Origin of the sequence: Streptomyces sp. NPDC001828 (assembly GCF_042892175.1) — a bacterium.
Lineage (GTDB): Bacteria > Actinomycetota > Actinomycetes > Streptomycetales > Streptomycetaceae > Streptomyces.
In genome coordinates this window covers 1366469-1385995 of record NZ_JBIATV010000001.1, presented here as the reverse complement: position 1 = coordinate 1385995, position 19527 = coordinate 1366469, and the positions used below count along the sequence as shown (strand labels likewise).

At 70.5% G+C, this 19527-nt stretch carries 16 protein-coding genes; 1 reads left to right on the top strand and 15 read right to left on the bottom strand.

Annotated elements, in window-relative coordinates; all coding sequences use genetic code 11:
* Positions 1-479: 479 nt before the first annotated feature.
* The 11 genes from menC to ACFYZA_RS06400 form a co-directional block, all read right to left on the bottom strand.
* The gene (gene menC / locus ACFYZA_RS06450; protein ID WP_382593970.1) at positions 480-1589 is read right to left on the bottom strand and encodes an o-succinylbenzoate synthase; all 1110 of its coding nucleotides are present in this window, start codon (positions 1587-1589) and stop codon (positions 480-482) included.
* 20 nt (positions 1590-1609) lie between these two features.
* Positions 1610-2347 carry a GNAT family N-acetyltransferase gene (locus tag ACFYZA_RS06445; protein WP_388488013.1) on the bottom strand — a complete coding sequence of 246 codons (738 nt, stop codon included), beginning with the start codon at positions 2345-2347 and terminating at the stop codon, positions 1610-1612.
* 29 nt (positions 2348-2376) lie between these two features.
* Positions 2377-3459, bottom strand: coding sequence for a M20 family metallopeptidase (locus ACFYZA_RS06440; RefSeq protein WP_388488010.1), 1083 nt, complete (start codon positions 3457-3459; stop codon positions 2377-2379).
* Between the two features lie 231 nt (positions 3460-3690).
* Positions 3691-4713 (bottom strand): dipeptidase, encoded by a 1023-nt coding sequence (locus tag ACFYZA_RS06435; RefSeq protein WP_388487787.1) that lies wholly within the window; start codon positions 4711-4713, stop codon positions 3691-3693.
* 76 nt (positions 4714-4789) lie between these two features.
* Positions 4790-5482 (bottom strand): ABC transporter ATP-binding protein, encoded by a 693-nt coding sequence (locus tag ACFYZA_RS06430; RefSeq protein WP_382593964.1) that lies wholly within the window; start codon positions 5480-5482, stop codon positions 4790-4792.
* Complete coding sequence (locus tag ACFYZA_RS06425; RefSeq protein ID WP_388487784.1) at positions 5479-7299, bottom strand: dipeptide/oligopeptide/nickel ABC transporter permease/ATP-binding protein; 1821 nt, start codon at positions 7297-7299, stop codon at positions 5479-5481. The genes ACFYZA_RS06430 and ACFYZA_RS06425 overlap by 4 nt, the downstream gene beginning before the upstream one ends.
* Complete coding sequence (locus ACFYZA_RS06420; protein WP_388487782.1) at positions 7299-8315, bottom strand: ABC transporter permease; 1017 nt, start codon at positions 8313-8315, stop codon at positions 7299-7301. Before ACFYZA_RS06420 ends, ACFYZA_RS06425 begins: the two co-directional genes overlap by 1 nt.
* On the bottom strand, positions 8312-9895 hold the full coding sequence (locus tag ACFYZA_RS06415; RefSeq protein ID WP_388487780.1) for an ABC transporter substrate-binding protein: 1584 nt from the start codon (positions 9893-9895) through the stop codon (positions 8312-8314). Before ACFYZA_RS06415 ends, ACFYZA_RS06420 begins: the two co-directional genes overlap by 4 nt.
* A gap of 218 nt (positions 9896-10113) precedes the next feature.
* Positions 10114-11004, bottom strand: coding sequence for a serine hydrolase (locus ACFYZA_RS06410; protein ID WP_388487777.1), 891 nt, complete (start codon positions 11002-11004; stop codon positions 10114-10116).
* Between the two features lie 8 nt (positions 11005-11012).
* Positions 11013-11960, bottom strand: coding sequence for a serine hydrolase (locus ACFYZA_RS06405; RefSeq protein WP_388487774.1), 948 nt, complete (start codon positions 11958-11960; stop codon positions 11013-11015).
* 25 nt (positions 11961-11985) lie between these two features.
* Entirely contained in the window at positions 11986-13311 is a 1326-nt protein-coding gene (locus tag ACFYZA_RS06400; protein ID WP_388487771.1) for a serine hydrolase, read from the bottom strand.
* A gap of 173 nt (positions 13312-13484) precedes the next feature.
* Here ACFYZA_RS06400 and ACFYZA_RS06395 point away from each other — a divergent pair, with 173 nt between their 5' ends.
* Positions 13485-14072, top strand: a complete 588-nt coding sequence (locus tag ACFYZA_RS06395) for an isochorismatase family protein (RefSeq protein ID WP_388487769.1) — start codon at positions 13485-13487, stop codon at positions 14070-14072.
* A 16-nt stretch (positions 14073-14088) separates the two neighbouring features.
* On the opposite strand, the gene ACFYZA_RS06390 is transcribed toward ACFYZA_RS06395, so the two are convergent.
* The 4 genes from ACFYZA_RS06390 to ACFYZA_RS06375 all read right to left on the bottom strand — a co-directional run bounded on the left by ACFYZA_RS06390 (position 14089) and on the right by ACFYZA_RS06375 (position 19380).
* Complete coding sequence (locus ACFYZA_RS06390) at positions 14089-15762, bottom strand: PucR family transcriptional regulator (RefSeq protein ID WP_388487767.1); 1674 nt, start codon at positions 15760-15762, stop codon at positions 14089-14091.
* Between the two features lie 85 nt (positions 15763-15847).
* Positions 15848-16591, bottom strand: a complete 744-nt coding sequence (locus ACFYZA_RS06385) for an aspartate/glutamate racemase family protein (RefSeq protein ID WP_388487764.1) — start codon at positions 16589-16591, stop codon at positions 15848-15850.
* A 301-nt stretch (positions 16592-16892) separates the two neighbouring features.
* Positions 16893-18401 (bottom strand): cryptochrome/photolyase family protein, encoded by a 1509-nt coding sequence (locus ACFYZA_RS06380; RefSeq protein ID WP_388487762.1) that lies wholly within the window; start codon positions 18399-18401, stop codon positions 16893-16895.
* An 808-nt stretch (positions 18402-19209) separates the two neighbouring features.
* Positions 19210-19380 (bottom strand): hypothetical protein, encoded by a 171-nt coding sequence (locus tag ACFYZA_RS06375; RefSeq protein ID WP_388487760.1) that lies wholly within the window; start codon positions 19378-19380, stop codon positions 19210-19212.
* Positions 19381-19527: the final 147 nt, after the last annotated feature.

The following is a 19527-nucleotide window of genomic DNA, read 5'->3' as shown; positions in this document are numbered from 1 at the left end:
GGCGGCATGCATCGATGCGAGCGGGGCCGCCGCCTCCCGCAGGAGATCACGTCGATGCTCGGCCATGGAGGGCCTGGCGAACCAAGTGCGAGGTACGCGGCTCCAGCTGCACGACCAGTCCAGTCGTGACTGGGAACCGGACGACGCGCTCCAGCGCACCGATCCTGCCGTGGAAGGTCGGAGCGCGAGCTGAGGAGCTTCGCTCGCACCGCGGTTCAAGCGGAGGAGAGACCGGCGTTCAGCCAGGCCGCCAGCCCGCTCGCTGCGTTTCCCGGCGGTAGGTGGCCGACACCCTCGATGCAGTGCGGCTCGGCCCAGCACACGGCCGGCCGTATCGGCCGCACCTGGTACGCCGCCCCCACCCGCAGGACTTTGCCGATCGCCGGCACAGGTGAGGCGAAGGCGACGTACGGCGAAGGCTCCCCGGGCCGGGCGTGCCCGGGGAGCCTTCGAGAGCACAGGAGACTCTTGTGCGGGACCTAGAGTGCGATCCACTCGGTGGAGGTGGTGACCTCCTTCAGGACATCGGGCAGCGGCTCGATGCCAAGGCCCGGGCCGGTCGGTACGGCGAGGTGGCCGTCCGCGAGGACGAACGGCTCCGTGATGTCGGTGGCGAAGTAGCGGTGGGAGCCGGAGGTGTCACCGGGCAGGGTGAAGCCGGGCAGGGCGGCGAGGGCGACATTGGCGGCGCGGCCGATGCCGGTCTCCAGCATGCCGCCGCACCAGACGGGGATGCCGTGGGCGCGGGCGAGATCGTGGATGCGGCGGGCTTCGAGGTAGCCGCCGACGCGGGCGGGCTTGATGTTGATGATGGAGCAGGCGCCCAGCGAGATGGCCGCTGCGGCGTGGGCGGCGGATTCGATGGACTCGTCCAGGCAGATCGGTGTGCGCAGCAGCTTGGCCAGCTGCGCATGCTGCACCATGTCGTCATTGGCGAGGGGCTGCTCGATCAGAAGCAGGCCGAAGTCGTCCAGTTTGGCAAGCTGTTGGGCGTCCACGAGGGTATAGGCGGCGTTGGCGTCGACCTGGAGCAGCAGGTCGTCGCCGAAGCGCTCGCGGACCGCGCGGACCGGATCGACGTCCCAGCCGGGCTCGATCTTGAGCTTGATCCGGACGTAGCCCTCGGCCAGGTAGCCCTCGACGGCGTCGAGGAGCTCGGGGATGGAGTCCATGATCCCGACCGAGACGCCGCACGGGACCCGCTCGCGGGCAGCGCCGAGGTAGGAGCCGAAGGACTCTCCGGAAATGCGGAGCTGAGCGTCCAACACCGCGCTCTCCAGCGCTGATTTGGCCATGTGGTGGCCGGTGAAGGGCTCCAGGAAGCGTCCCACCGCGGTGGCGTCCACGCCCTCCTTGGGCAGGGCCGGGATGAGGAACTTGCGCAGGACGTCCTGGGCTCCCTCGACGTACTCGGAGCAGTAGCGGGGCTCGGACATCGCCGCGCACTCCGCCCAGCCCTCACCCTCCGCGGTGACGACGCGGACCAGCAGCACATCGCGGCGGGTCTCCACGCCGAAGGAGGTACGGAACGGGGCGACGAGCGGCATCGCGATGCGCCGCAGCTCGACGCCGGAGATCTTCGTCTTCATTGCGGATGACTCCAGGGTGTTCAGGTGGCGGGGCTGGGGGTGCGGTGGACGACGTAACTGCGCCGGTCGTGGAAGCCGGCGACGCGAGCGCCATCGGCGAGCAGGCCGCCCAGGGCGTGCCGGACGGCCAGCCGCCAGGCCCGCGCGGCGCCGGGATCCGTGCGGCGCAGCGCCTCGATGTCGTCGGGGAGGTCAATCAGCACGATCTCGGCATCCGTTGTGCCAATTTCGGGTCGGCCTTCTTGGTTGATGACGCCATGGGCGGCGCCCGCGGGCAGCTCGAGCGGGCAGGATGCGGAGGGCGCGGTAAGGTCCCAGGCCGTCAGGACGCGGTCCGATTCGTCGCCGCCGTTAATCGCGTCGTCCATCTCCCCGTAGAAGGAGGTCAGGTACTCCTCGGGGCGTGCGCCGAGCTTGACGAGGTTGAAGTGGGCGTTGCGGCGGATGAGCGGATCGTAGGTCCAGGTGATCCGCTTGAGTCCCCGGGTGAGCGCCCACTGTCGCTGGTGCAGCTTCAGGGCGAGGCCCGCGCCGCGGCCTTGTGCCGCGCCGGTGATGTGGGAGTGCAGACTGGTGCCTATGGGGTCGCCGAAGAAGGCGACGGAGGCCCCGACCAGCCGGGTGTCCTCGTAGGCTCCGGCGACGTAGTTGCCGGCGTGGGCCAGGGCCCGCATGATCTCGGCGGAGATGGGCGCGGCGGCGGGCTCGGTTCCCCAGATGGCGGCGTAGAGCCGGGCGACGGCGGCGAGGTCCGCCATGGTGTGGAGCTCGCGGATCACTGGTTGGTTCACCGCACTGCTCCGACAAGGCGGGCCAGGAGCCGGGCGCGGGCCGGCATGGTGGCGGTGATGACGTGTTCGTGGTCGGCGTGTGCTCCGTCGCCGACCGCGCCGAGGCCGTCAAGGGTGGGGCAGCCGGCGCCGGCGGTGTAGTTGCCGTCGGAGGCACCGCCGACGGACGCCTGCTCCAGCGGGCCGAGGCCGAGCTGCGCCGCGTGTTCGGCGGCCAGGGCGAACAGTTCCCGGGAGGCATCCCGGTCCAGGGGCGGGCGGTTGGGGCCGCCGTCGATCTGCAGCCGGGCGCCGGAAGTCCGCGGCTGCAGGGTCCGGATGAGCTGGTCGACGGCTTCCTGCGCGGCGGCGGTGGGGACGCGGACGTCCACGTTCAACTCGGCGCGTGCGGGCACGGTGTTGCTCGCGGTACCGGCCGACATCAGCGTGGGGGTGACGGTGGTTCCGGGGCCGGTGGAGGCAGTCACGGTGTAGGCGATGGCCTCAAGGGCGAGCAGTTGATGGGCGAGTTCCGTGGCGGCGTTGACGCCCTTCTCGGGTTCGAGCCCGGAGTGGGCGGCACGGCCGTGGACGGTGATGTCGTAGTGGGACACGCCCTTGCGGCCGGTCTTCAGTACTCCCCCGGGCGCCGAGGGCTCCACGACGAAGGTGGCCGCGCACTGGCGCGCGATGTCCTCGATCAGCCGGCGGGAGGTGTCCGAGCCGGTCTCCTCGTCACCGGTGATCAAGACGCACAGGCCGTCGAGGGAAGGCAGCGAGGCAAGGGCGTGGAACATCTGGACCAGTCCGGCCTTCATGTCGAAGACGCCCGGCCCGCGAGCGATGCCCTGCTCCACGGACCAGGGGTGGGTCTTGAGGGAGCCGATCGGCCAGACGGTGTCGTGATGGCCCAGCAGCAGGATGCGCGGGGACCCGAAGGTCCACTGGACGTGGGTGACGCCTTCGACATCCAGGATTCGGGGTACGGCGCCGAGCAGGCGACGGCCCTGCGCCGCGACCACCTGGGCGCTGCGGGCCACGGCCGCGTGGTCGGCGGAGAAGGACTCGCACGTCACGAGTTCTTCGAGGTCGATGAGCATGGCGACAAGCGCCGCCGTGTCGTCCGCCCGCGCGGCGAGAAGTTCATGGTCGTGCGGCACGTTGTGTCCTCCAGGGTGGGATGACCGCCACGCTAGGCACGCGGAACAGAGCCGAGTTGGTGGCCCGGTGACAACCTGAGCCGCTCATTCGTCCCGCGAACCCAAAGGCCGGGAACGCCGGTGCCCGGCGGCCGTACGACCCGCCGGGCACCGTCTCGCGCTGAGCGGGCGTCAGCCCATGTGCTTGGTCATGAGCCGCCGCATGTTTCCGCCGAGGATTTTCACGATGTCGTCCTCGGCCAGGCCCCGCCGGACGAGCGTCTCGGTGATCAGGGGCATGCCGGCCGGGCCTTCGAGACCGGGGAAGTCGAACATGGGGTCCTCGTCGTCGAGGTTCTCGCAGCAGGGCGGGGTGACGTCTCTCATGACCTCGCGGACGAAGTCCGAACCGAGACCGACGTGGTCGATACCTGCGACCGAGACGATGTGTTCGATGTGGTCGGCGACCCGGTCGGCACTCACCTTCGCCTGGTCGTCGGTGAGGAAGTCGGGGACGAAGTTCACGCAGATCACGCCGCCGGTGCCGGCCACGCCGCGGATCTGGTCGTCGGAGAGGTTGCGGTGGTGATCGCGCAGGGCGCGGGCGTTGGAATGGGTGGCGATCAACGGCCGGGTGGCGAGCTCCAGGACGTGGGTGACACCGCTCGCCCCGAGATGGGAGATGTCGAAGAGCATGCCCAGGCGTTCCATCTCGGCCAGCGCCTCGGTCCCGGGAACGGTCAGCCGGCTGCCGGTGGCGTCCTCCCGGCTGCCGTCGGCGAGCGGGGTGCGTCCCCAGTGGGCGATCGAGGCCATCCGCACGCCGAGCCGGAACAGGGTGGCGAACAGCTCGACGGAGGCGTCGATGCCGGGTGCGCTCTCCAGGGCGAGGACCAGCGCGATCTTGCCCTCGGCAAGGGCGGCGTCGATGTCACCGCCGTTGCGGCAGAGGGCGACCTGATCGGTGTTGGCCTCCGCGAGGGTATGAGCGCATTCGATCATGCGGAGGGTCTGGCGGAGCGCCCCTTCGGGGCGGTACGGGTCGTCGATGAACACCGGCAGGACCTGAATGTCGATGCCGCCCTCGCGCAGCTGTGGCAGCCAGCGTTCGCGGAAGAAGCCACCCCACCGCCTGGGCGGGCGGGCGGCGACGGCCATGAGGAGGTCGTTGTGGGCATCGGCGACGACGGCGCGGCGGTGCAGTTCCAAAGACACGGGCAGGGCCTTTCGCGTGGGTAGATCTGGGGGCCGGTGGTCGTGCGCGGGGCGAGGCGTCGGCCGGCGGGCAAGGTCAGGCGCGTGCCAGACGCGGAACCGCGCCCAGGAGGGTACGGGTGTAGGCGTGCCGGGGCGTGGTGATCACGTCCTCGACGGGGCCCGTCTCCACCAGCCGCCCGTGGCGCATGACGGCGACGTCGTCGCAGACGTAGCGCACGACGGCGAGGTTGTGGGAGATGAACAGCATGGTCAGGCCGAGTTCGGTGCGCAGGTCGCGGAGCAGGTTGAGCACCGCGCCCTGGACGGAGACGTCGAGGGCGGAGGTGATCTCGTCGGCGATGAGCACCAGCGGGCGGGCGGCCAGCGCGCGGGCGATGGCGACGCGTTGCCGCTGGCCGCCGGAGAGTTCGCGGGGATGCCTGCGCGCATAGGAGGAGGGCAGGCAGACGAGGTCGAGCAGCCGTGCGACCTCCGCAGGTCGCTGTGTGCGCGGGACGCGCGTGCCCTCGGCGACGGCGTCCCCGATGTTCATGCGCGGGTTGAGGGAGGAGTGGGGGTCCTGGAAGACCATCTGGACGCGGCCTCGTTCGACACCGGAGATCGTGCCCCGGTAGGGGGTGAGGCCGGCGGCGGCGCGGGCGAGGGTGGACTTGCCCGAGCCGGACTCTCCGACCAGCCCGGTCGCGGAGCCCTCGGGCACCTCAAGGCTGACATCGTCGACGGCGGTGAAGGAGCCGAACCGTACGGTCACGTCGCTGATGTTCATCGTGCCTCCCAGCAGGCCACCGCGTGCCCGTTGAAGGTAGTGGCCAGTTCGGGGCGGGATGTCCCGCAGCGGGCAGTGGCCAGCGCGCATCGGTCGGCGAAGGAGCAGCCTTCCCCGACATCGCCGGGGGACGGCTGTCGGCCGGGGATCGTGGTCAATGGCCGGGAGCGGTCGGTGTCCATGTCCGGCAGCGAGCCGATCAGGGCCTGGGTGTAGGGGTGGCGGGCGTCGTGCAGAGTGTCGGCGGCGAGTTCCTCGACGATGCGGCCGGCGTACATCACGGCGATCCGGTCGCACAGTTCGCTGACGACGGCGATGTCGTGGGAGATGAACAGGGCGCCGGCACGGGTGTCGTCGACCACCTCGCGCAGCACCTTGATCACTTCGCGCTGGACGGTGACGTCGAGGGCGGTGGTCGGCTCGTCGGCGATGATCAGGCGCGGGGTGCCCATCAGGCCCATGGCGATGACGGCCCGCTGGCGCATGCCGCCGGACAGCTCGTGCGGGTACTGGCGGACGACCTGGGCGGGGTGCTTGATGTGCACACGAGCCAGGCGCTCGACGGCGCGGGCCCGCGCCTCGGCGCGGGTGGCGCCACCGTGCAGGGTGGCGACCTCGGCGAGTTGGCCGCCGACCCGCAGGGCGGGGTTGAGGGAGGAGGTGGGGTCCTGGAAGACCATGGCCAGTGACGAGCCGAGCAGCTTGCGCCGCTCGGCATCCGTGAGCCCGCCCAGGTCCGTACCGCACAGCCGGGTGCGGGCGCTGCCGGCGAGCCCCGGGTAGGGCACGATCTGCCCGATCGCGGCGGCCGTCATGCTCTTGCCGCTTCCCGATTCGCCGACGAGGCCGACGATTTCGCCCTCGCGTACGGTCAGCGACAGCTGCCGCACCGGTGTGATGCCGCCGGGGAACGCGACGGTCAGGTCGCGCACTTCAAGGACCGCGTCCGGCACCGGAGTGCCCTGGGCCGGCGCCGTCTCGGGGGCGACGCGCTTGCCCACGGGGTCGCCGGGGCCGGCGGCGGCCTTGGCGAAGGTGTCGCCCAGCAGCATGAATCCGAGACCGGCGAGAGCGACCGCGGTGGCCGGGGCGACCACGGCGGAGGGGGTGACGTAGACGTGGCCGAAGGCTTCGTTCAGCAGGCGTCCCCAGTCGTAGGAGGGTGCCTGGACGCCCATGCCGAGGAAGGACATCGCGGACAGGCCCAGTAGGGCGGAGCCCATGGACTGGGCGGCGTTGAGGATGAGGGGTTCGGCGATGTTGGGCAGGATGTGCCGGACCAGGATGCGGCGGCGGGGCACCTGGAGCATGCGCGCGGCGGCGATGTAATCGGCGCCCGCGATCGATGCGGTCAGGGTGTGGGTGAGGCGGGCGAAGGTCGGCGCGAGCGCCACCCCGATGCCCAGCACGGCGCCTTGCGCGCCGAGCCCGGTGATGACGGCGGTGAACATTGCCAGCAGCAGTGCGGGGAAAGCGATCAGGATGTCGACCGCGGCCACCACGACTCGCCCGGCTTTGCGCGGCAGAAGAGAGGGCAGCGCGCCGAGCACGACTCCGCACACGGTGCCGATCACGGTGGCGAGGAAGGCCAGGCCCAGCGTGAGCCGGGTGGCGACCAGGGTGCGGGCGAGCAGATCCCGGCCGAGGGCATCGGTGCCGAGCAGATGCCCGCCCGAGGCGCCCTTGTTGATCTGCGCGGGGTCGATTCGGGTGGCGGCCTGCTCCCATATCGGCGGGCCGACGAGGGCAAGAAGGATCATGACGGCGACCAGGGCGGCGCCGAGCAGGCTCGCGGGATTCCTCGACAGACGGCGCATCAGCCCTCCTGGTGGGTGGCGGCGGACAGTGCGGACTTCGGGTCGAGGAGGCCGAGGACGATGTCGACGAGGAAGTTGACGACCAGGACGAGCGCGCCGTAGACGAGGATCATCGCCTGGGCGACGGGATAGTCCTTCTGTGTGATGGCTTCGACGGTCCGCTGGCCGAGACCGGGCCAGGCGAAGACGTTCTCGACCAGGACGCTTCCGGTGATCAGCCCGCCGAGGAGCAGACCGCCCAGGGTCAGGGTGGCCGTCAGGGTGTTCGGCAGCAGATGTACCGCGTACAGCCGCCAGGCAGGCAGTCGTTTGGCCTGAGCCAGGCGCATGTAGTCCGTGTCGAGTTCGCGCAGGGTCTCCACCCGCGCCATGCGGGCGATCATCGCCGTCGGGGCGATCGACAGCGCGGTGACGGGCAGGACGTAGGAGGCGGGGCCGGTCATGCCGGCCGGGGGGAGCAGTCTCAGGCCGAGGGCGAAGACGAGCAGCAGCGCGAGGCCGTAGAGGTATTCGGGGATGGCGACCGCGGCGCCGGTGAGGGTCGTGAAGGCGGCTTCCGTGGCGCGCCCGCGTCCCTTGTGGGTGCGCACGGCGGCCCACACCCCCAACGGAATCGCCGCGAGGAGGGCGACGAGTGTGGCGAGCAACGCGAGGGCCAGAGTGTTGGGCAGACCCTGCGTGATGAGGTCGCTCACCGGCTGGGCGGAGAAGAACGACGTTCCCAGATCGCCGGCGCACACGTGCTGGACGTAGTGCGCGAACTGGGTCGGCAACGGGTCGTCCAGGCCCAGTTCGGCGCGGCGGGCATCGACGAGCTGTTTGGGTGCGGTGGGGCCGAGCATCTGCCGCAGCGGGTCGCCGGGGATCAGGTGGATCATCGCGAACGACGCCACGACGAGCACGGCGAGCGAGACGGCCAGCCGCAGCAGATGCCGGGCGAAGAACAACGGAGTCAGGCGCCGGGCGCGTCGCGGCCGAGTGGGAGCCGTGAGCGGTGTGTCGGTGAGGGTGCTCACTCGCCTGCTCCTGTCATCCGGATCGACGTCGGGTCGAACAGCCCCGCCGTGATGCGGAACGTGGCACTGTGCGCCGCGGTGCTGAGGGTCTTGTCGACGACGGGGACGAGGTCGGCGCTGTCGAACAGGGCGCTCTCCGACGTCTCCCACTTCGCGCAGCCCGCCGTTCCGGGTAGCTTGCTCGCCCGGGCGGTGAGGTCCTCGTACTTCTTGTTGGTGAGGTGGGCGAAGTTTCCGCCGTCGGGGGTGAAGGGGCCGGAGAGGGAGCCCAGCAGCTGGGTGGGCAGGGTGACGCCGAGCGGCGCCCAGTCCACGTCCCAGTCCTGGGTGACTGACTCGACCTCGCCGTAGGCGGCGTCCGACAGGGCCCGCAGCCGGACATCGACGCCGATCCTCTTCCAGGCGTCGGCCAGGTATTCGGCAGCCGCCGCCATCGTCTCCCCGGCCGAAGTGCCGTAGATCATGCGGATGGTGAGCTTCTGGCCGTCTTTGCGGCGGACGCCAGCGCCGGAACGATGCCATCCCGCCGCCTCCAGGGCCGCCTCGGCCGCCCTGGCGTCGAAGGGCGGCAGGTGTCCGGTGACGGTGTCACCCGGGCAGGGGCGCGGCGGCATCACCAGGCCGGTGGGCCGTTGCCCGGTGCCGCCGGTGGCGATTGCCCCGAGATCGCGCAGGTCGAACGCTTGGAGCAGGGCCTTGCGGACGGCGGGGTCATGTCCGGGATGCCCCTGGCCCTGGTGGAAGAAGAACTCCTGGGTCCCGTTGGGCTGGTCAGCGGTGGTGATGCCGGGGACGTTGGCCACCCGGGCACGGTCGGGGCCGGCGAACTGCGCGGCGTTCAGCTGGTGGGACAGCAGCAGGTTCGCGGCGGTCGACTCGCTGGTGACGACTTTGAGGACGACCGAGCCCGGCATGGCCGGGTCGGATGCCGTGGCTCCGCCGGGGCCCCAGGTGTAGTGCTCGCGGCGGGTGAAGGTGTAGCTCTGGTTCGGCCTGGCCGCCGTCAGCTGGAAGGGACCCGATCCGGAGGTGCCGCTCCTGAGCAGGGAGCGGTCCTTGAGCCCCTTTCCGCAGACCATGAACAGGTAGCGGGTGCTCTGCAGGATGAATGCGAACGGCTTGGGTGTGGCCAGGGTTACCGTGCCGGCGCCGTCGTCGGCCTTCGCCGTCAGGCCCTCGGGGACCACGACACCGTAGGCGGGTGACTTGGTGGACGGGTCGGTGATGTGGTCGACGTTCGTGGCGATGGTGCTGGGGGTGACCGGGCTGCCGTCGGCACACGTGACATCCCGGCGCAGGGTGAAGGTGACCGAGGACGGCTGGACGTTCCACCTCTCTGCGAGCCCTGAGGCGACTCTCCCGTCGGGCCCGATGTTCACCAGGGTGTCGTAGGCCAGCGACAGCGCGGTGTAGGTGTTGGTGTTCTGCACCTGGGCCGGATCGAGCAGACCGGGATCGCTCTTGATCGCGAAACTGAAGGCGTCACCACCGGCCGACCCGGCCTGGCCGCTGTTACCGCTGCAGCCGGCCGCCAGCAGCGACGCCGTGAGACACGCGGCCACCGCTCGGGCTCTGTTCATTCGGGGCTCCCTTGAGGCGGAAAGGTTGCCCCACATTCGCGACTGCTGGCCGGAAATGATTCAGACGGGACGACAAAGTCCGTGGGACGCCTTCGGATCCCCGCCCCAAGAGGGGGAAGCGGGGATGCCCCACGGGGCCACCGCACACCTCGGGCCACCCTGACTGCCCCGGGCCGCTTGCGGTCCGGGGCAGTCAGGGTTGCGGTCCGTGTGACTTGTCAGGAGCGCAGATGGTCGATGACGGCCCGGGCGGCCTTGCCGATCGCACGGTCCGCGAGCGGCTGCCGGCCCGCCGGGGAAGAGGTGCGCAGGAACACGCCCACGGCATACCGCTTGCCGTCCGGGTATTCCACGACACCGGCCTCGTTGCGGACGGCGAAGTCCGTGCCCGTCTTGCCGGCGATCCTTGTACCGCTTTCGGGAAAGCCGGCCACCAGGCGGTGCTGCCACACCTGCTGCCTCATGATGCTCCGCACCTCCGCACACGCCTCCGCCGGCCCCGCTTCGTCGCGCCAGATGGCGGCCAGCAGCGCGGTCACTTCGCGCGGGGTGCTCGAGGGACTGCGTGCCGGGTCATTCACGCCGAGGGCCATCAGTCGCTCGTCGGTAATGCCGGCGAGCTGGTCGTCGATGGAGGAGCCCGGCGCGAGGCCGAGTTCGCAGCGGATGTCGTCGTCCAGCGCGCGGCAGGAGGACACTCCGAAGCCGCCGAAGCCGAGCCGGTCCAGCGTGGTGCGGACCCGGCCGGCGCCGACCACGTCCAAGAGCAGGTCGGTCGCGGCGTTGTCGCTGATCGTCATCATCATGAACGCCAGGTCGCGGGCGCTCATCTCCACGTCGTACAGGCACCCGTCGGTGCCGGCGCCACCTGCCCGGTAGGCCGCTGACACCATGTGCCGCCCGGCCGGGTCCAGTTGCCCTGCGGCCGCCTGGCGGGCGTACTCCAGGGCGATGGGGATCTTGAAGAGGGAGGCGAGCACAACACGGTCATCTCCCCCATGGCCGAACTCGGCGCCCGTGTCGAGGTCACGGGCGTGGACGAACCCGTCCACGCCTGCTCGGGCGAAGGTGTCCGCGAGCACGGTGCGGACCTGATCTGCGCTGGTCACGTTGGCGGCTAGAGGCACGTCGTCTCCGTAGGGTCTGGGGCGGCCCCAAGGGGCGGGGTGTGGCGCAGGTGGTCGATGGCGGCCCGAGCCGCGCGTCCGATCGCGGCGTCGGCGGCGGGGTTTCGGCCACTCAGCGCGGGGGTGCGCAGAAAGACGGCGACCGCGTAGCGGCCCCCGCCGGGGTATTCGACGACGCCGGCTTCGTTGAGGACGCCCCAGAGCGCGCCGTTCTTGGCGGCGACATCGACCTCGTCGTCAAAGCCCGCCATGAGACGGTGCGTGGACAGCTGCCGGCTCATCAGATCGCGCACCTCGGCGCAGGCTTCGGCCGGACCCGCCTCATCGCGCCAGATCGCGGTGAGCAAGGAGGTGATCTCGCGCGGTGTACTGGATGCGGACCGGGCCGGGTCAAGCATGGCCAAGCCTCGGAGCCGCGCCTCGCTCACCGCTTCGAGCTGGGCGTCGATGTCGCCGTCCGCGTCGATGCCCAGCTCTTCCCAGACCGGGTCCCACAGGTCGCGGTAGCGCCCGACCGGCATCCGGGGGCACCCCAATTCGGCAACGAGGGCGCGGACATGGTCGGTGCCGAGGATTTCCATGAGCTTGTCGGTGGCCGCGTTGTCGCTCATGGACAGCATGAAGAAAGCCAGGTCACGAGTACTCATCGTGACGTCGTGCAGGCAGCTGTCCATGCCGATGCCGCCGCCCTCACGGTTCACGGCAGTGATCGTGTGCCGCGCCGTCCGGTCCAGCAGCCCGAAGGCCGCCTGACGGGCATAGGCCAGCGCGATGGGGATCTTGCGGATGGAGGCGACGATGACCGGTACGTCGGCCCCGAAGGCGACTTCGCGGCCGCTGTCGATGTCACGGGCGTGGAGGCAGCCGACGACATCCGCCTCGGCGAAGACCGACGTTACGGCGGCCGTCACCTCGGCGCCGTTGAGGGATGAGGACATGCTGGTGCTCCGATCGTGGCGCGGTTCAGCCGGTCTTGGGCGTGGCGCGGCCGCCATAGTGCAGATACGAAGGGCCGTCGGGGCGGATTTCGAACACCACCGCGTCCCCGATCGAGTCACCGTCGGCGCGGCCGACGAAGGTGGTGGCGTCGACCGCGGTCAGTTCCAGACTCCGCGGCCGGGCGAGCCCCACCAGGATCCCGGTCGGCTCGGTGCGCATCCGCAGCCGGCCCGCTCGGGAGGTCACGTGGATCCTGCTGCCCGCGCGCTCGTAGACGCCGGTGTACGCGTCCACGTCCGCCTCCACGGGCTCGGCGGGCGGACCGAGCAGCTCGGGTACCCGCAAGTCGCGCAGTTCGTAAAGGAGTTCACCGATGAGGCGGTGCTGGAACTCGACGCTGCGGCCGCCGTTGATCAGCACGGCGATGACCGTTCCCGAGCCGGGCAGCACCCACAGGGCGGCATGCTGGCCGATGGTGTCCCCGGTGTGGGAGGCCACCTCATGGCCGTCCCACTCGTCCAGGCTCCAGCCGATGCCCCACTGTTGCCCACCGGCGTAGGGGTTGGGCAGGTCTACCTGTGGTTTCCGCAGCATCGCCGGATCGGCGAGCAGCGCCCCCGGCGTCAGGTGGGCGCGGCCGAAGGAGACCACATCCGCGGCGGTTGAACAGATGAGTCCTGCGGGGCCCACCGACCGCGGCAGCCCCCACGCGGGCGCCGTGCCGCCATGATCGTCATGACCCATGGCGGCGCCGAACCGCAGCACGTCCTCCGGCAGCGTCCAGGTGTGGGCCAGGCCCAAGGGCGTGCAGATCTGCTCGCGCAATGCCTGGTCCCAGACCTTCCCGGTGAGCTGTTCGATCACCCGGCCGGCGATGACGAAGCCGGCGTTGCAGTAGGAGTGGGAATCCCCGACCGGGAAGGTCTGCTCCAGGCCGGCACACGCCTCGACGTAGTGCGCGAGGCAGTCGTCGCCGCGGCCGGTGTCCAGGAACAGATCGCCGTCGATGCCCGAGGTGTGGGTGAGCAGATGGCGCAGCGTGATCGTGGCCGTCGCCTCGGCGTCGCCCACCCGGAAGCCGGGCAGAACGTCGACGACGGGCGTGTCCAGCGTGATGAGGCCCCGCTCGGCCAGGAGCATGAGCTGCGTCGCGGTCCACACCTTGGTGACCGAGCCGATCTGGAACAGCGAGTCGGTACGGACGGGGGCGCCGGTAGCGGTGTTGAGGACTCCGGTGGCGCACTCGTACGTCTGACCGTCACAGTAGAACGCCAGGCTGGCGCCCGGGACCTTCGACTCGGCGGACAGCGCCGCGAGACGGCCCGCCCAGTGCTCCATGTCGGCCTTCACGCACGCCCTCCGGATGGTCGAGTGAACTTGGCCCGCAGCGTACGCACGGCAGACGCGTCCATGGTTGGTCCGTGCGTACGAACTGGCAGGTCACGGCATGGACCCACGGACGAATTGCGCGGGCGGTGCGGTTTCTAGGGTGGCGTGACCCTGGAGTCCACGAGGAGACGAAGATGCCGCTGATCGACCGTGACGACTGCGCGCTGGTGATCATCGATGTGCAGAGCGACTTCTACCCGCCCACGCGGCTCGACGTGGACCGGCCCCGGTTCCACGAGATGGTGCGGCGCATCGTCTGGATCACGTCGGTGGCCGACCGCCTGGGCATCCCGGTCGTGGTGACCGAGGAGGATCCCGACACCAGCGGCCGCACCGTGCCGGAGATCCGCGACGCGCTGCCTGCCAAGGCGGTCACCCTGCCCAAGAACGCCTTCGCCGTGTGGGACAACCCCCAGATCGCCGACGCCCTTGAGGCAACCGGCCGCACCACCATGGTCCTGGTCGGCATCGAGACCGACATCTGTGTCGCTCACTCGGCGATCCAGCTGCACCACGCCGGCAAGCGGGTGGTGGTCGTGGACGACGCCGCGTACTCGCCGGGCCCAGCACACGAGCGGGGGCTGCGACGACTGGCCGGCTGGGGCATCGAGACGCTGTCCACCAAGGAACTGTTCTACGACTGGGTACGCACCATCGAAGGCGCGGACGCCTTCCATGACACTCACGGGGACTTGACAGTTCCGCCTGGCGTGCGGCTCTGAATCTGCCGGACCGCGGTCAGCCGACCGAGGCGGTGGGGTCCGCGCCCGCAGGGCGGACCCCACCGCTGTCGCCCATACCCATCAGGCGCAGTTCGAGCATCGCGGCGAACCGGGCGGAGGGGTCCCGCAAGTCGATCCGCCCCACCTCGGTCACCCGGCGGATGCGGTAGCGGAAGGTGTTGGGGTGGACGAACACGCTCGCTGAAGCGGCGATGACGTCTCCGAAGGCGTCCAGCCAGGCACGGAGTGTCTCCACCAGATGGGCGTTGTGCTTGGCGTCGTAAGCCGCCAGCCGGGCGAGCGGGCCCGAAGGCTCGTCACGGTTGGCGATCGCGAGATCCCTCATCTCCAGCATGAGGGCGTCGACATACACATCGGCGATCGCAGCCACGCGCCGGGAACTCCGGCCGCTGAACAGCACTCGAAGTGCCCGGTCCGCATTGGTCCGCGAGCGGGCGAGGGCGGACGGCTCCGGCGCCATCGATCCGATCCCTATGAGGGCGCCCGTCCGCTCACCGGTGCGCTGCAGGAAGTTCGAGGCGACCTGTACCGCGCGCTCGCGGGCGTAGGCGGAGTCCGCCGCCACCGGAAACAGCGCATAGGCCACATCGCCCAGCAGGGCCACCGCCGAGCGCGGCTGGACCGCGGCCAAATGGACGGCGAGAGCTCCGGCCACGCGCTGGCGCTCGGCGGTGACGTGGGCGGGGTCCTCACCCTGGCCGGGAGCCAAGCCCATGGCCATGACAAGAGTGGGTTCGTCGACCAGCCCCAAGCGGCCGAGTGCCGCGATGGCGCCGGCGCCCCCTTCCAGCGCGGTGGTGACCAAGTCGGCGCGCAGCCGGTTCTCCGCGTCGCTGCCGGCCCTGAAGCGAAGCATGTGGAGGGCCACGAGCTTGGCTGCCTCCACGAAGGCCGTCTCCCGCTCAGGGGTCAGCGGCGTGCGCAGCGCCGCCCACACCGAGCCCAGGAATTCGTCGCCGGCCCGCACCGCCACCGCGACGCGCGGCAGCGCCACTTCCTCACCCAGGGTCGGTGCCGGCACGTGCACCAGGCCCTCGCTCCGGTACAGCTCCTTGAAGACGCCGTGCTCCTCGTGCAGGCGCAGGTAGCGCTCCGGCACCTGCCGGGCCAGGATGCTCTCCACCCGGGGGCCGTCCGCCTCGTCCTGCCGGCCGGAGAACGCCAGGATCCTCGAACGGCGGTCCTCAATGGTGACGGGGGCGTCCAACAGGGTGGCGATGGCGTTGGCCAGGGCGAACAGATCGCCGGACGGCACACCGCCCAGGGTCTGCTCCCCGGCCTCGCCGACGTCTCCTTCGGCCAGCAGGGTGCGCAGCATCGCCGCCAACTGGGCCCAGGACGCCCCGCGGGTAAGCGTCAGCAGAGCCACGCCGGTCTCGGCCACAATCGGTGCGAGATCGTCCGCGTCCTCGACCGGTCCCCGCACCACCAGGGCCACAGCGCGTTGGTCCCTGACATGGCGCAGGAGCCCGGCGATCTCGTCAGGTCCGTGGGCGCCGACGCCGAGCACGATGGCGCCGTCCGGATAGTGCTGCTCGTCGTGCGGATCGTGGATGCCGACGCCGCCGATCTCGATGGCCTTCCCGGCATCGCCGTGCAGCAGGTCCAGGAAAGTCGAGCCGAGATCCTCGAGCACACGGCTGAGACTCCTGGCGGGGTGCGTCGACATGTGTCTGATCATCTCCGCAGACTAGGACCGGCAAAGCCCCGCACCTTCGTACCTGCGGACGAGGATATGCCCGCAGCTCCGTCGGTCAGAACGAATCCGACGAACCAGGCTTCCACAGTCGGAACAGGGCCGCGTCGACCAGGGCGTCGGTGGAGTCGACCAGCGGCAGCACCCGCGCGGCCGCCCCACTGATCAGCGGGATCTCCGTACACGCGGCGACTGCCACCTGTGCGCCCTGTTGCTTGAGGATCTCGGCGGCCGAGGCGATCCACTGTTCGGGTCCGGCCAGGCATGAGCCCTGCTTGACCGCGCGGATCGCCGCGTCCACGTACTCGCGCTGGACGCGGCCGGAAACCTGAATGACGTTGAGGCCGAGCCGGGCGCCGGCCCGCTCGTAAAGGCCGGCCAGGCGCGTCCCCCGCGTCGCGAGGACGCCCACCTTCTCCACTCCGGGCGCCTTGCCCGCGGCGGCCCGCAGCGCCGCCTGGATCATGTCCAGCACCTCGATCCCCGTGGCCTTCGACAACTGCTCGACATAGGCGTGAGCGGTGTTGCAGGGGATGGCGACACAGCTCGCACCGGCCTGTTGCAGCCACCGCGCGCCCTCCACCAGCGCCGGCACCGGGGTGGGGCCCTCGCCCAGCAACGCCGAGGTCCGATCCGGAACCGCCGGATCGGCCCACATCAGCACCGGCAGGTGCCCCTGGTCGGAACCGGCCGGCGTCCGCTCGACGAGCCGACGGTAGAAGTCGGCCGTCGCCAGCGGCCCCATCCCCCCAAGAATCCCCAGAGCGGGACGAGTTCTCCTCACCGCTCCACCGCCTCGCATCCCATGGCACTCGAAGCGGACAACCGCGTGTGCGGCGGGGCGAACTCGGGATCACTCACGGGAAGCGGCCTTTCCATGACGACGGGCATTGTCGCGATCCTTGTCCCCACGCCGATGCGAGAGCTTGTCGCACAGGCCAAAACCACCGACCCGAATTGGGCCGGCCGCATCCAGCGGCGGCCGGCTCACCTTGCCCTCGGCTCACCGGGACCTCCGCGACCGGCGCCTGAACGGGCCGGCCGCATGAGGAAACCCGGCACACGTCCACCATGCTTCCGCCGCACCTCCGGCCCGGCGCCCCTCAGTCCTCGCGCGCGGCCTCCTGCGCCAGCAACTCGTCGAGGTCGCGGAGGCGGTCGAGACCCCGCACGGCCTGCACCATCCGGGCGTTGTGCTCAAACCGCTCGCGGTGGCGGTGCAGGAGGTTCCAGTATCCGGCTGTGAACGGGCAGGCGTCTTCGCCCACGCGCACGGACGGTTTGTACCGGCACGCGCCGCAGAGGTCGCTCATGCGGTCGATGTAGGCGCCCCCCGACGTATAGGGCTTGGTGGTCATGAGTCCGCCGTCCGCGTACTGCGACATCCCCACGACGTTCGGCACCATCACCCAGTCGTACCCGTCGACGAAGCTGCGGTGAAACCAGTCGGTGACGGCCCGGGGCTCCCATCCCCGCTGGAGCGCGAAGCTGCCCAGGATCATCAGGCGCGGGATGTGATGCGTCCAGCCGGTTCCCCTGACCTGTTCCAGCACGCTGGACAGGCAGTTGGCCTCGGTGCCCTCCGGGGACAGCTCCGTGAACCAGTCGGGGAGTGCCCGGTGGTGGCGCAGGGCGTTCCTGTCGCGGTACTGGTCACCGAAGTGCCAGTACAGGTGCCAGACGAACTCGCGCCAGCCCGCGATCTGCCGCACGAACCCTTCGGCGCTGTTGAGCGGAACCTCGCCCGACCGCCAGCGCGCTTCGGCCAGTTCGACGCATTCGGCGGGATCCAGGAGGCCGAGGTTGAGCGAGGACGAGAGCAGGCTGTGGCTCATCGTGGCGTCCCCCGCCAGGATCGCGTCCTCATACGCGCCGAACGTGGCGAGTCGGTGCTCGGCGAACCGGTGCAGCGCGGCAAGGGCCTCACGGCGTGTGGCGGGAAAGGCGCGCGGTGCGTCCTCTCCGACGAACTGGACGTCGCCGTCGCGCGACCAGCGGTCCAGATCGGCCCGCACCTCGTCGTCGATGTCGCTCTCCCTCGGCCGGTAGGGCGCGGGAACACCGAGCTCGGTGGCGCCGCGCGGGGGCGGCTGCCGGTTGTCATGGTCCAGGTTCCAACGCCCACCGGCCGGGCGGTCGCCCTCCATCAGCAGGTCGTGCCCCTGGCGGACCCACCGGTAGAAGTCCTCCTGACGCAGCTGTTTGGTGCCCCGGCCCTGCGTCCAGGACCTGAAGGCGTCGTGCGTGACGAGAAATCCTCGTGCCGGCAGGACGCGCACGGCAGGGAGGGACCGGACGAATCCGAGCGCCGCGTGCGACGTGGGGTGATGCACCGTCACCGGCCCGTCCCCCAACGCCTCCAGCCCCTCCCGGTACGAATCCGCCTTGACGTACCGCACCCGGTCGCCCAGCTCTGCGGCCCGGTGGCGCATCGCCGAAAGGATGAGGTGTGCCTTCGCGCGGTGGAAACGCCGGCGCCGGAACACACCGCGCGACTCGATCATCAGCAGCGGCACGTCCCGGCGCGGGCCGCCGCGCGCCGGGTCGATGAAGTGGGGCCCCAGCTGATCGCCGAACAGCCAGTGGGCCACTGCGGGTTCTTCGGATGCCATGCCACTCCGTCCGTCGCCGGCCACGCCTGTCTGTCTCGCGCGCGGCCGCCCACCGCCGATCCAACTGCACGGGGACGCCGTCGGCACGGCACGCCACACGAGCTGTCCGGGTGGACCGACGCGCGAACGATGCCGGAACATCCAGTCGGGGCCGATGCACCGAGAGCGCCCCGCGCCCGCGAAGCCGGCGGGCGCGGGCCGCATCGTGCCCTCGCATCAGGGAGGCCGGGACGACTCCGGCGCGGCAGCAGTCGGCGGGCTCGTCGAACCCGGGCGCGATGGCACGGAACTACTTGAGCCGGGCGAAGCATCGCTCGACCAAGTTCCGCTGGCGATAAGCGACTTGACCAGAATCGGGTAGCCGATCCGCCCTTGGCGCTGACGGTTGGCAGCCTGGTGGCAGCGTTCGGGGGTCGTGGCGGCCACGCCCCGGCGTCGCCGCAGATGGCGGATAGGCCTGCTGGAGTAGACCTTTCGCCCAGCGCGAATTCCGCTGCGGTGCGAGGGCGGCCCACGCCGGTGCACGGGACGCGGAGCGAGTCAGTACCCGGTCGAACGCGATGGCGTCATTGGCGGTGCCCTGTGTGAGCGCGATCGACAGCGGCAGGCCCCCGTCCGTCGACAGCGAGGTGGGACTGTGCCGGTCAGCCAGCCCACGGGACCGGCCGGGAGCCGGGCAGGGCCTCGACGTTGCCGGTGAAGCCGTACGCGGTGCGTCAGGCGAGCTGGGCAGTCGGGGCAGCGGGCGCCAGGCGGGGCGAGATTCGGCCGGAGCCTTCACCGACGCCTCGCCCGACGCTCAAAAGGATCACTCGCCCCTCTGGGGCTTGATGATCGTGTGAGTGATGACCTGCCCCTGGATGGTCTTGTACTCAAGAGTCTGCCGACCGTCCTGCGTCGCGACGGGCTTCGCGACGGGCTTGGCTGTCGGGGCAGGGGTCTCGTCGATGGTGGCGCCGTCGGTCTGGTCGTCGGACATGGGTGAAGCTCCCTCTACGTCATGTCGGATCCGAGCGTGGTCGATCCTCCCCGCCGAGGACCCGGGGTAGGCGATTGATTACGAGCCAAACCTGAGCAGGGGGGTGGCTCGAAACAGGGGCCCCGTCGCCAGTGATACCGCTGTGCG